The following is a 12,373-nucleotide window of genomic DNA, read 5'->3' on the forward strand; positions in this document are numbered from 1 at the left end:
CAAGAGGCTTTCCAGTGGTAACTGAACTGCAGGCCGGACAGGCCTCCCCGGATAAGGACGTGATCTGTCGTTACACGACCGCGGCATTTACCGTATCTCCTGAACCCGGGGCTTTGTCATGTTGTGCTGACTTACCCGGAGACTCGGCCTTGTATGCCATTTCTGTTCGTCGGCCCATAACTTTGTACTCCAGCTTCCTCCGGACGAGCCCTCGCGGGATCGCCCTTGCTTTCGACTAGTATTTATGTTCCTGTCATTACGACAAGAACAGGGTTTACATACAGGGGACTTACACCCCATAAGATCACGCCCATGCCGGGCGTACACAAATCGCTGCAGTGGAGGGCTATTCCGCTGCGCTTCATAGCCACCAGTGAACTCAACGTTAAAAGTCACGATAGCTCCTATATATCAAAAACAATCAGTGAATAAGTCGTACAATGAAAATAATAGTTTACTGACACTACCCTTATGCGGTCCAACGACTTACCAACAACCCATTCCCCACCAAAAATAAAAAGCCGCTTCCCCGAAAGGAAGCGGCTGTGATTGAAGGGCTGCCAGAATTACATTTTCCAGTCACGCCTCTTATCTATGCGGCCTTCAACTTCAGCTCAGCCATCCTCTCCGTTAAGTGCCAGAGAGCCTGATTGAGCTGAACGTTCTTGTCTATCGCCTTGACTGGCCTGGTTGTCATGCCTCTACGCCTGCCGTTACTCGCCATAGTTGAACCCTTGAGACCTCCGTGCATGATGTTCTCCTGAACAACATTATACGTAGTCCAGAGATCCTTGCCTTGGTCGTCATACCGCCGCTCCTCGAGCAGCTGCAGGGCATTGATAGGCGGCTCATTCTCGGGCTCTTTACCATAACGGATGATATGGGCCGCTTCGGCAAACGATCCTCGTTCTTCAGGTCTTAGGTCGATCAGCTTTAACTCTTCAACCTGATCGGCAATGATTCCCGCCGAATTGGCTATCTCAATCGCAGATGCCATGAACGCATCCGGACTAAACCCCACATGCTTGTGGGTGAAGTTGGCAAACTCGGAAGAGATCATCAGGCCATTGCCACAGACCTTCCGCCAGATTGATGCAATCAGACGAAACGCGGTCCCCCGGTCATGGGAGTTGTATAGTAACAAATCGACCCGTTCGTCCCTGGTGTCCAGACCTTTCTTGGCAAAACGGATCAGGTGCTTCTGGAACCCATCTCGAGTGAGGTCACGTACCTGGCTCTGTTCAGCATGGACAGGAAGCCAGCCGACATCGCGAAGCAACTCCACGGCTGTCAGTGTCGGCACAAATGAGTACCGGCTGGACACACCATCAATGGGCTCCAAGGCCCCGGCGGCAGGGGCGAGATTGACGATCTGGTCGTTGGTAAGAATATGAGGTGCAGTCATGATCTTGTCTCCTATCAGATAAATGAAAACAGGGACAAGACACTCTCCCCAACCGGGGCATGTGTTTTGCCCCTGTCGTGGGATTTTCTGCCTTGTGGCAGGTATGATGAATGGTTGTTAAGGGTTAGATTGTCTCCCAATTGCCATTTTCGGGATTCTTACAGTCAAGCCTGGTGCACCCCCATGACTGGGCATCGTCCAGTGGCAAGAGGACATCCTGACTGTCATAGAGCCCTGGACTCATCCTCCCCGTAAAATAGAGAATGCCATCGTCATCGAACAACCTGAACTCAATGGAGTGTTCGGGTGATGCTTCAGCCAGATAGGGATTTGCTGTCAGATGGTTGTAGATGAGGGTATATGGCCTCTGAGTTGCCAGTGTCCGACCGTTATCTATGGTCCAGCAAGGTCTCGCTACTGCCAGGAGTGCACGGGGCGTCACCCCATTTATGGCATCTGCCAGGTGCAGCTGCAGGTCGTTGGGCCTGTCGGGTTGGCATGTCCAGTACTGAACGACCTCCCACAGGGCTGGGTTATAGCTTTTTTCTGCACACAGAGTGAGAAAATGTTTCACCGTGTTTTCCAACCAGGTGATATTTTCCTCGCTCAGGATGGTTGGGTACCCGTTCGGATGTGCGGGTTGACGATCCAGCCACTCAACATGTGTTTGAACATAACTCATGGTTTTGCCTCCGTTGAAAACCGTTGCGCAGAGAGGGCAAAACAGATCCCCATCCGGGGCTGTTTCGCCCCGGATATGGGATTGAGCTGGTTTACATGGTAATCGCTGCGGGGCCGTCCCCATCAATAGAACGATGAAGGTTGACCTGATTGCCATCCTCCTGCCCTTGCTGGTATGCGTGAGAATAGACCTTCAGTCTCGTCCTCGGCTCAGAGCGGAGCTTATCAAAGAGCTTCTCGACGTGCTGGTCCACCGCCTGATTCTTCACGACAATCAGGTCCATACCGGTGAAACCGTACCGATTGACTCGCTCCGCATCAGGCCTGGTGTTTTCTTTCAACGTCTGTAAGCGCGTATGGATGGTCAACACCAGCCCCCGGCGATAGCTGTTGTGCAGGGTTTTCGCTGACAACCATGGCCTTGAGGAGCGTTCCCTGTCGACATAGACCTGACTCATCCGTCGCACCGTCTGCCGTAACCGACCAAACAGGTCAACAATGAAAGCCATATCGGTTCTGGAGGCGATGAAGGTGAGATACCAACCCTCATCGGTTGGACTCACGACCGCACGCCCATCAAACGCCGCGGCGATAGAGCTACCCAGGGTGGACTCCCACCGCTGACGGCTCTTGGTCAGTCCCCAGACATCTTCATTCTCGATAATCGCCCCTGACCCATCCTCGGCAACATCATGGGTGGTCAGGTTATGTTCGTTCATCAAGGCCTGGGCCTTTTCCATAGCCAGGGCCGCTTCATGCTCATTGTCGCTGGCAGCAAGGGCCAGCAGTTTCTGCAGTTTGTCTTTTATTTTGTGATCTACTGACATCGTTTCACTCCTTCGAGGTTTCGTGGTGAAAGGGGCAAAACAATGCCCCACAGGGCGATGTTCTGCCCCGCGGTTAACGGGAAAAGGTTATGCCTATTCCAATCCCTGCTGCAGTTCCTCATAAATCCAACGTGCGATCAATGCAAGAGCCTCATTCCTGGTGGCGATCCGGAACCGACCACCTTTGTCCGAAACACAACCGCTAATGTAGCGAGCACTTTTCGCCTTTGCTACCATATTCAGCCACGAAAGGGCTCGTCGCCGCAGATTGCCGGCTGAGCGATTGCATATGGTCGTTTGATCAGAACGGATCAAAAGGATCTCCCCGCGATACTGGCTCAACAGCTGATCGCGGACCAACTCTTTGGGGTCTATTGCAGCATGATCGGCAACATGATGTGCCATTTGCGATAATTGCATCTCTTGCCTCCAGAGGAATAGGGGGCAAGACTCCCTTCCAGGGCGAATTGCCCCTGGTTGTAGGGAATGATGCTACAATCTGAGTAAGCCGAGGTCAGCCAGAGATATTACTCTGCTACCGATTATGAGGTGATCAAACACATGGATCCTCAACGGCTCAAGAACACCGATAAGCTCCATGGTCAGCTCTATATCCTGCGTACTCGGCTCTGGATTACCAGAAGGGTGGTTGTGGGCGAAGATGACCCCAGCGGCATCATGCCGGAGTGCAGCTTTCACGACCTCCCGTGGATGAACGACGTTGAGGTTGATCGTTCCTGAGCAGATTTCTTCATACCCAAGGAGCCGGTTGTCACTGGCCAGGAACTGGCAGGCGAAAACTTCAACCGGATGGTTTCGCATCCGCCAGACAATTGCTGCCATCGCTTCACGGGATGAAGAGATCTTCTCTATGGCTGCCAGCCGCGTATTGCAGATACTGTGCGCTTCGGCAAAGACCATTTCTGCCGGAGCCGGCTGATACAGACCATTTGCTTCTTTTACATACAGCATGCATTGATCCTCCCAAAAGACGTGGGGAATCAACGCCCCGACCAGGGAGTGATCCCCCTGGTGATAGGGTTTTTCGTTATAGCTCGTTTTCAGCTATGAGTGTGTTACCTGGGCGGCCGCCATATCCATGAACATTCTTCTGGCAAGCCTCCTCAATATTCAGCATATCATGAAAATATGATTTCATTATTTCATCTTTTGTTGACGTCAAAATGGGACATCGTCTTGATGGCCTGGAGGAACACTGTACCCGGGCGGAGTTGAACTGTTGCCTGGCGTGCCAAGCATCTCCATTTCTTTCGCGACAATCTCCGTGACGTAACGTTCGACACCATTCTGATCGGTCCACTTGCGAGTTCTATTTTTCCCCTCGATATAGACCCGAGCACCTCGTTTGAGGTAATGGGCGCATGTTTTTGCAAGCTGATCCCAAGCAACAACCTTGTGCCACTCGGTTTTTTCCTGCCGATCACCCTGCTGATCCTTCCATCGCTCGGTGGTGGCCACGGAAAAGGTGCATACAGGTTTGCCGTGTGCCTCGCGCAATTCGGGATCGTTACCAAGATTGCCGATAAGTTGTGTTTTCTGCATGATAAGTCTCCTAAAAGAAGATGGGAAAGCAAAACCCCCCAATGGGATGTTGATTTCCCATCTGGGTTGGTTAGTCTGCCTTCTTGATATCCAGAAAGGAGAAAGAAGAGGGCTCTTGAAACTCGGCTAAGGACGTACCGTGCTCTGACAGAAACGTGTCCAGACTGCTCATGTCCAGATTCTGGCGTGTGCGTGTGGCCTTCCGGAGCAGATATCCACCTGCCCGGAAAGAGCCACGGGCCCCAACCATGGAGAGCAGTACTTGCTTCTGGGTGGCAACCTTGTCCTTGTATTTCTTTTCCAGCTCCCTGAGCTCCTGGAATTCTTTGATGCATCCATCCATCTGCGGAATATCGTCCGCCTGAAATCGCGGACAGGTCTTGATATGGTCACAGAAGCCACACAGCTGTCCCGGCTCGGTTTCCAGTTCAACCTGTTGAGCCTGAAGTATCTGCTGATAGGCGAGCCAGATCGCTTCAGCCCGTGCAAGTAAGCCGCCATAGAGCGAATCCTGGGGGGTATAGCCGTTGAAAAAGCCCACATCCCCTTCACTGAGATCAAGAGAGAGAATCGCCCCCTTGATTGTGTAATCAGGATAGACACTCGCCAGGGCTCCCATCTGAATATACAGCTGTGATTCCCAGGAACCGTATGGCTCATCTGGTATTTTGCCTGACTTCACTTCGAGAATGGATTTGACCTTCTGTTTTTCGGACGTGAAAACAAAGTCGATATGAACCAGTGCCGGCAGGGCGTCAGTTGAAATATCAACCTCCACCTGTCGCTCAAAATTGCTATACCCGGCGGCAGTAAACGCGGCGGCAATGATGTCCTCAGCCATGTGCCCCCGCTGGAAGCGAAGGAGCGTGGCCAGATCATGTTCCGATGGCTTGACGCGCTCAAGAATGACCTTGCGAGGGCAATGTCCGATATCGGAGGCCCCGAGATAACTCTTGCGGTCCCCCAGTGTTTCTTTGGTATGTTGCTGTGAAAGAAGCTGTAGGCTGTTGTGAAGAGTCGTGCGAATGTCCATGTGATTCCTCCTCGAATGAGAAGAGGGAGGACACACGGATCTCCCCAGAGGGAAAAGTGTATCACTCCCTCTATGGGTTAACTGTCTTTTCAGTACGTTTTAGTGCACGGCGGCGTCCTTGTACCAGTTCTTCTCCGAACCATCCCACCTGAAACCGGATGATTTCAGCAGCCCCCTTTTCTCATAGGCATTGCCGGTGGCAATAATCTTGTCATTTCTGCGCTGGAACTCAATACCGGCGATCTGTGGCAGGTCCTCGGGGAGTCCATCGACCGCAGAGGGGCAAAGATGTGGCTCATGGTGTACTGGAAGCTGAGGTGCTAGAGGCGATGGGTCGAGAGATGGCCGTGGTCGAGATTCAGTGGTGTTTTCCAACGGTCTGTTGCCACTGTTGGCGAAAAAGACCTCTTTGAGTAAGCCACGATAGGCGTCACTGCCTATTGAGACCAGGGAAAAGCATTTCTGAATAGCGTCAGTGATGGCTCCCTTATAGGCGTCGCCCACATTCTTTTTAACGATCTGCATCTGGCCAGTCTGCGAACCTTTGCAGAGCCACTCATCCGCGATACGGATGAACAGTTTTACCTCAACGACCGCCTGGAAATCAAAAATCTCCTTACTGACAATCTCATACCGCCAGTTCCCCGGCTGCAGGATCTCATTGACAGCGTCAAAAACGTATTGAGGTTTATAGCCGTAGCGGACCTGACCGACGACTTGACCGTCTTTCATCATTTTGATCTCTTGCACCGCTTCACGGCCGAAGCTGCGAAGTCGTCCATTGATCTGTTCAATCTTCTTTGAAAAATTCTCCGACATTGCTGTTTCCTCCTTGGCGTTAGGGAGTGAAACAACACTACCCCTGTCGGGAGTATGCTGTGTCACTCCCGCTGTTGGGTGTTGCGGCTCTTGGTGTGGTTACTCTACGAAAAAGTCCATAAGAGGCACTAATACAGTGCAGTGGCCAAAAGGCGCACTTCTCTCAGACAAATTTCTATATGGAAAACAAGAGGGGCAGAACCGCAATGGGTTCTGACGAGGGTTGCCTGGATTAAGGGCAGGGAAGTCCGCCTCTGCGGTTAAACTTTGCCTACCAGGTATGCCATTCGGCTAAACGTAGTTCCAAGGGTCTTCCACAAGACATGAGAGGTTGACTTCTGTAATGAAACGTCATGCCTGGAGCCCAGCTAGTTCCTGTGAGGACAGGATTACTTGAATGATTCAAGTGGAATAATAGAGAAATGTTATGACTTTTTTTAAAACTTTTCAACAAAAATGTTCCACCACACGGAAAGAGTATATAGGAAAAAACGAAATCCTAGTGGACAAGAATGGACATACCAGACTTCCAGATCATCAACGCATTTGTTGATCAACACCGGCTGAGCAGAGGCCAGGTGATCGCCGAGATCGAGCGAACCTTTTCATCGATGCTCTCCCGCTGGCACCATAAACATGTGGTGGTGGTTTATAGCGACGGTCAGCTCCACGCCCTTGGCTATCACGATGATGTTTCTGGCCCAGTGCAGACGCCAATTGACCTGACAGCCATGCGGGGCTGGAACAGCATCAAGCGGATCCTGGATAAAAACCTCAACGCTGCCACCTGTATGGATGAGGTGAGCAGGTACAAGCGAAAAGAGAATAGCGTGGTCTGGGGGGAAGTCATTTCCCGTGGAGTCGACAGGTTGAATATTGAGCTCGAGCTGGAGTTTGGGGACACCATCTATGCCAGCTGCCCACTAAACTACCTGGGGCAGCATGAACGGAACAGGCTGGTCATCGGAGATCGAAAGGCCTTCCATCTGCGGCGGATCGAAGCCATCATGATCGGGGACACCCCCCGGACGCAACTCACCGTCGATCGAGTGTCAAAGACTTTGGTTGAGAAGCTTCTCAAACAGTTGCTGGGTCCCAAATACACAACTCTCAAGCTCTCTTGCAGGAAACGGTATGTCGGTAAAAAGAGCTTTGTTGAAGCCAACACATTTGTCCCTAAAAAGGTAATCCTTCAAGCCGCTCATGAACTCGGGGAGCACATTCAGGTGAACGTCATCAAAGTAACGAGATAGGGCACATGTTTTTTGGCCGAAAGAACATTAAAGACAACACCGTCGACCTGGGGACCGGGATTCATCTGGATTCTCCAGGGACGATCTTGCCGATCAGCTACCCGGACAGCTATCGCAAAGGTCACTTCTGGTGTTTTGGGACAACCCGGGTCGGGAAGACCCGTTGCATGGAGAACATTATTGAACAGGACATCCGGAAAGGGTATTCCGTTGTGGTCATCGATCCCAAAGGAGATGCCGACCTTTTCTCCAAGATAGTGCAGGTTGCGTTTGAGACCGGCCGGCACGACGATCTCATGCTCATCAACCCGATCTTTCCTGAATTCAGCGCAACGCTCGACCCGTTATCCTCCTACTACATGGTCGAGGAGCTGGTGGCGCACATCACCGCCGGGGTCGCTGTTGGCAGAGAGCCGTATTATTACAGCGTCGCCTATGAAGTCAGCCTACTTGTTGTCCAGTCACTCATCATGCTGGCCAGGGCAACCGGCCAGAACCCCTCGTTCAACCTCAGCGATATCAAAAACAGTATCGGCCATGAAGACCTGGCGGAACTCAAGGAAAAACTCGACTATATCGATGACCCGGAGGCTGAACAGCTCTCCCGAGACCTGGCCAAGCTCCTTATCACGCCGGCTGAATTTAACTCAAAAGTGGGCAGTTCCCTCCGTGTCGCCCTCACTGAACTGACCTCAGGGAACATCGGTAAGATCATCGGTCATGCCGAAGAGGATCGCTTCATTGAACGTTTAGAGGCAGGGAAGGGGGTTATCCTGGTCGTCCAGCTGGGCTCACTCCTGACAAAAAGAGCCGCCTATTCCGCTGGCAAGGTCCTTATCTCCATGATTCAGGCCTTTGTCGGACGCCGGTATTCCAGCGATAAACGGGTCACGCCACCCCTGGCCCTCCATATCGATGAAGCGCAGTCGGTTCTGTATCACGGCATTGAGGATCTTTTTGCCAAAGCCGGTGGAGCCGGGATCTTTATCCATGGCTACTGCCAGTCCATCAGCCAGCTCTACTCCGAAATCGGCCAGGATCGAGCAAACACCATCCTGGACAACTGCAACACCAAGCTGTTCATGCGGGTGCCGGATACCAAGACCGCAAAATATGTTTCCACCCACCTGGGCGAGAAACGCACCTACAGCCCGATCATATCCCTCGGTGGCGGCCTCTCCATCCGGGAGACAGAGGAGACCCGGATAAAACACACCGAGGTGTTGAATCTGGCTCCTCGTCAGTTTTTTCTCACCACATATTCGGGAGTATACCGGGGGGTAACCAAGGACGTCTCCGATGCGTCGATCAAGGTGATCTTTCCAGATATCAAGAAGGTCGCACAGGCATGAATGTGTTCTTTATCTCGGCCATATTCTCACTGGTTATCTTTATTATCTTCGTCATGTCGTTTGCCGGCAAAAAAAAGAAGGTCAGGCAACGGGAGATCCCACTCAGTGAGATCGCAGAGCTGTGGGCGAAGAGTCAGCGATCCGGCCAGCTTCACATAAAAGACATTGCCCCGTTGTGGCGTAAAAGTGCCATCAAAGAAGAAGAGCGTTCTGAATATCACTTTCGCTCGACCGAGGTTCAAGAGTGGTTTTCGAACAACATCACCCAGCAGCCATGGTTCAACCAGGCCGAAGCGCATAAGGAGATCTGCTATCAGCTTCTGCGGATGCTTGAAGATGAAGGGGATTGCTCCTCAGTCGTCAATCCCTCCAATGACGTCGAGGCCTCCTGGGATACCAACACCTATAGTCTGCTCGGCAGGACCACCTTGCTCGATCACTCCATTCATGTGGCGGAGCATGCCATCATCTTGCTCACGGCAGCCGACGCCCAGCATGTGATCCCTGACGTCATGGTTGCTGCCCTGGCCCATGACCTGGGTAAGCTCCCATCCAATAGAACCCACCTGTACAGTCTCGGCGAACACCCTCTCGCCGCAGGACGTGTACTCGCTGAGATTACTCTGTTCAAAGGGCTGTCACACAAAGAGGACATCGCCAGGGCGATCAAGCAGCACCACATGCGGCCAGAGGGGCTCATTGGGAAAACCTTGAAAAAAGCCGATCAGCAAGCACGCCAGCATGAGCTGGAACTTGCGGTTGAACGGTACGACAGCGACCAGACAGGCGAAACCGCACAAGAGGTTGGGACAGAAACATCCCTCAGAACGTTTCACCCACCAAGTGACACGAAAACAGCAGCTGGCTCTGCTCGAAAAGCTGACGCTGACATTTACGGTGATGAAACGATCCCCCCAAAAAGCGGAAAGGCAGCCCCTCAAGCGCTGAATATCTCCTCCTGGTTCGACACCCAGACGTTTATTGATCAGCTCAATCCCTATATCAACCGTCTGGAAGGTCGGCGTTTTATGGCCTTCTCCATGCCCACCGGGCACGTCTTCTTTCAGGCGAGGGTCATAGAGGAGGTTGCACGAATGCTGGCGGAACGGGCCGGCGCGATGGATATCGCGACCATGGCTGAGAAAGACAAGACCATGCAACAGGTCCTTTTCAGCGTAGTGGAACAGTTCCGCCAGCATGATCTCATTGCCAGGGATCTGATCAGAGACCAGTACTTCGGTGGCTATTTCAATGTCAGAATGCAGAGCGGAAAAGTTCTGAAAGGATACTACACCCCATTCAAGGCCGAGGCCTTCGGGTCAATCGCTGAGATGGAAAACAGCAAAAAAGGGATCCTCAAAAGTGTCGCCGCTGTAGAGGTCTACCACGACTGAAAGGTGAAAGGGTATGGCTGAAAAGGGAGGCTATGGGACAAACACCACTATTATCCCGCTTGGCGACAAGGGCGGCGGCTACAGACCGCGGACTATCATCAGTGCCGTATCTGAAATCCAGCAATTTTACGTTATAGAGAGCCAGGGGCAGGACATTCCGTCAGATTTCTTAACCCTTGAAGGGTCTCTTGATCTCTTTAAGATCGGCGTACGGAGCGGATTTAACGAAGGCCTCTTTATCATGCTGCTGTTTCCGCTTTTTTCTTTTTATCTGCTGCCCTTCGTGATCGATACCTCGGATCTTCTCGTCAGGGGGATGGTTTCGCTGGTGCCATATCTCGCCCTTGTCATCAACACCCTGCTCTGCATCTACATAAGCCGATACTACGTCGGCAATATCACCAGACGAGCCATCAACTCGCTCTTCATTGGCAGAGGTCTGACCCTGCTACTGAAAGGATTTCTGATCTATGTGATCTATCAGCTGCTCTTTCGACTGAGCACAACGGAGTATGTGTGGGCTGTTGCCCGGAAGTTCAGCAACCCAGAAAAGGTCTATTACGGTTATTTGTCGATCCTGCCAGAACTGGTGCCTTTAGCCACAGAGACGGCGATCGGTATGTGTCTTGCCGCGATCGGACCATATATCGCCGCGTATCTTTTGGATTGCTGGAGGCAACGTAAGAAAACAAAAAATATGCGGAAAATCCAACAGCCATGACCAGAGGAGGAAAATCAATGGTACCCGAAAAGAAAAACACGACGACTCAAAATAGTGACTCTGCCAGTAACCAGCGGCCCAGGTTGAGCCGAGAAGATATCCTTGAAAAGAAGATCAGTATGGCGAAAGAGAGGGGCTCCAGGGTTTTAAAAATCAATTCCCCCCTGGGCAGTATCATGTTCAACGTGCTGCGGCAGTTTGACCAAGCATACGCAAGCTTTAAAGGAAAGCTCGGTGAACCTGGTGGTATCTCCTATGAAATCGGAGCGGAACTGATGGAGAGAGCCAGAGAGATAACCATGGATTTTTCAGAGCTGACAAAAGAGCTGAGCAGGCGAGTTGATTTTCGATATTACACACCGGATGAGCTGAAACATTTCCAGCAGGTCGAAAAAACAAATGAAGAACAAAAAACAGCGACACCATAGCCTTGTTGTTGTCTTTTTCTTGTTTTACTACCTGTTTTGTTTGTTTTCGACTCAGGTATAATATTGAAAATATTATACTCTTGAGACGACAGGTCTAGATATTTACCTGGTGGAGTATAGAGAAATACGGGCAAGGGTCTAGGCATCTACCGTCTGAGGTACAGAAAATTACCATAGAAGGTATAGGAATCTACAGCCTGGCTCTGTGGGTACAATCTCCTGGTGAATCGCGAGTTAAATATTCAATGATATTGAATGTATAAGCTCAAGGTCTAGGGATTCACCGGTAACCAGCGTAAGTCATCTTTTCCTAAGAGTATAGAAATCTACGGTGATCGCTCAGGCAGGGTTACAGATACGACATATAGAATTTTACAGACAAATTTTCAAGCAGATACGACAAGGCATAGTGATCTACGGTGGGTCCGGCATTATGGTGCTTGTTGCTAAGGTATAGGGATTTACGGTGAGTTGGAGTCGGAGCGTGGCAAAGAGGTCTAGAGATTTACTGGTGCAATAACTGGGACATAGCAAGAAGGTCTAGGGATTCACGGTATGCGTATGCCTTGGGTCGTGCTCCCAAAGGTCTAGGGATGAATGGCGAAGAAAATTCTTTTTTCTCGAAAAGGTGGAGAGCTCTATGGCCTTCAAGGAACCCTTGGTGAAGGGAAAGGTCTAGAGATTTACTGTGGGAATCACAACGAGATAGCCAGAAGGTCTAGGGATCTACTGTACGACTCTTTTCCAGGTCACCACTGCAGAGGTATAGGGATGCACGGTGAGCGTTGGTCGAGTTCATTATAAGGTATAGAAATCTACGGTGAGAACGATGGAATGTTTTCTCTGGAATAAAAGGTCTAGAGATTTACGGTCGAGATCTCCAGCAGATAGCTCAAG

14 protein-coding genes are annotated in these 12,373 nt (G+C 51.2%); 6 read left to right on the forward strand and 8 right to left on the reverse strand.

Annotated features, from left to right (window positions below):
• The coding region (locus BUF15_RS27950) for a hypothetical protein (protein WP_234981214.1) at window positions 1–239 on the forward strand (239 nt) is incomplete at its 5' end.
• 353 nt (window positions 240–592) lie between these two features.
• Here the strand turns inward: BUF15_RS27950 and BUF15_RS25280 are convergent.
• The 8 genes from BUF15_RS25280 to BUF15_RS25315 form a co-directional block, all read right to left on the reverse strand.
• A complete protein-coding gene (locus BUF15_RS25280) occupies window positions 593–1,405 on the reverse strand; it encodes a DUF932 domain-containing protein (RefSeq protein WP_073617016.1) in 813 nt (270 codons plus the stop codon).
• A 124-nt stretch (window positions 1,406–1,529) separates the two neighbouring features.
• Window positions 1,530–2,087: a hypothetical protein gene (locus BUF15_RS25285; RefSeq protein WP_073617018.1), complete on the reverse strand. Its 558-nt coding sequence runs from the start codon at window positions 2,085–2,087 to the stop codon at window positions 1,530–1,532.
• Between the two features lie 91 nt (window positions 2,088–2,178).
• Window positions 2,179–2,913: a DUF2786 domain-containing protein gene (locus tag BUF15_RS25290; RefSeq protein WP_073617020.1), complete on the reverse strand. Its 735-nt coding sequence runs from the start codon at window positions 2,911–2,913 to the stop codon at window positions 2,179–2,181.
• Window positions 2,914–3,006: 93 nt separating this feature from the next.
• On the reverse strand, window positions 3,007–3,333 hold the full coding sequence (locus BUF15_RS25295; RefSeq protein ID WP_073617022.1) for a hypothetical protein: 327 nt from the start codon (window positions 3,331–3,333) through the stop codon (window positions 3,007–3,009).
• A gap of 72 nt (window positions 3,334–3,405) precedes the next feature.
• Window positions 3,406–3,885 (reverse strand): JAB domain-containing protein, encoded by a 480-nt coding sequence (locus BUF15_RS25300; RefSeq protein ID WP_073617024.1) that lies wholly within the window; start codon window positions 3,883–3,885, stop codon window positions 3,406–3,408.
• 207 nt (window positions 3,886–4,092) lie between these two features.
• On the reverse strand, window positions 4,093–4,476 hold the full coding sequence (locus BUF15_RS25305) for a single-stranded DNA-binding protein (protein ID WP_200802490.1): 384 nt from the start codon (window positions 4,474–4,476) through the stop codon (window positions 4,093–4,095).
• A 70-nt stretch (window positions 4,477–4,546) separates the two neighbouring features.
• Complete coding sequence (locus BUF15_RS25310) at window positions 4,547–5,509, reverse strand: hypothetical protein (RefSeq protein WP_073617026.1); 963 nt, start codon at window positions 5,507–5,509, stop codon at window positions 4,547–4,549.
• 99 nt (window positions 5,510–5,608) lie between these two features.
• Window positions 5,609–6,328: a hypothetical protein gene (locus BUF15_RS25315; protein ID WP_073617028.1), complete on the reverse strand. Its 720-nt coding sequence runs from the start codon at window positions 6,326–6,328 to the stop codon at window positions 5,609–5,611.
• A gap of 512 nt (window positions 6,329–6,840) precedes the next feature.
• On the opposite strand from BUF15_RS25315, the gene BUF15_RS25320 reads away from it, so the two are divergent.
• The 5 genes from BUF15_RS25320 to BUF15_RS25340 are packed head-to-tail and all read left to right on the forward strand — an operon-like array spanning window position 6,841 to window position 11,476.
• The gene (locus tag BUF15_RS25320) at window positions 6,841–7,581 is read left to right on the forward strand and encodes a hypothetical protein (RefSeq protein ID WP_073617030.1); all 741 of its coding nucleotides are present in this window, start codon (window positions 6,841–6,843) and stop codon (window positions 7,579–7,581) included.
• Window positions 7,582–7,586: 5 nt separating this feature from the next.
• Entirely contained in the window at window positions 7,587–8,933 is a 1,347-nt protein-coding gene (locus BUF15_RS25325; protein ID WP_073617032.1) for a type IV secretory system conjugative DNA transfer family protein, read from the forward strand.
• A complete protein-coding gene (locus BUF15_RS25330) occupies window positions 8,930–10,327 on the forward strand; it encodes an HD domain-containing protein (protein ID WP_234981280.1) in 1,398 nt (465 codons plus the stop codon). The genes BUF15_RS25325 and BUF15_RS25330 overlap by 4 nt, the downstream gene beginning before the upstream one ends.
• A 13-nt stretch (window positions 10,328–10,340) precedes the next feature.
• Window positions 10,341–11,048: a hypothetical protein gene (locus BUF15_RS25335; protein ID WP_073617034.1), complete on the forward strand. Its 708-nt coding sequence runs from the start codon at window positions 10,341–10,343 to the stop codon at window positions 11,046–11,048.
• A gap of 17 nt (window positions 11,049–11,065) precedes the next feature.
• Complete coding sequence (locus tag BUF15_RS25340) at window positions 11,066–11,476, forward strand: recombinase (RefSeq protein ID WP_073617036.1); 411 nt, start codon at window positions 11,066–11,068, stop codon at window positions 11,474–11,476.
• Window positions 11,477–12,373: the final 897 nt, after the last annotated feature.

This window comes from Desulfopila aestuarii DSM 18488, assembly GCF_900143695.1.
Classification (GTDB): Bacteria; Desulfobacterota; Desulfobulbia; order Desulfobulbales; family Desulfocapsaceae; genus Desulfopila; species Desulfopila aestuarii.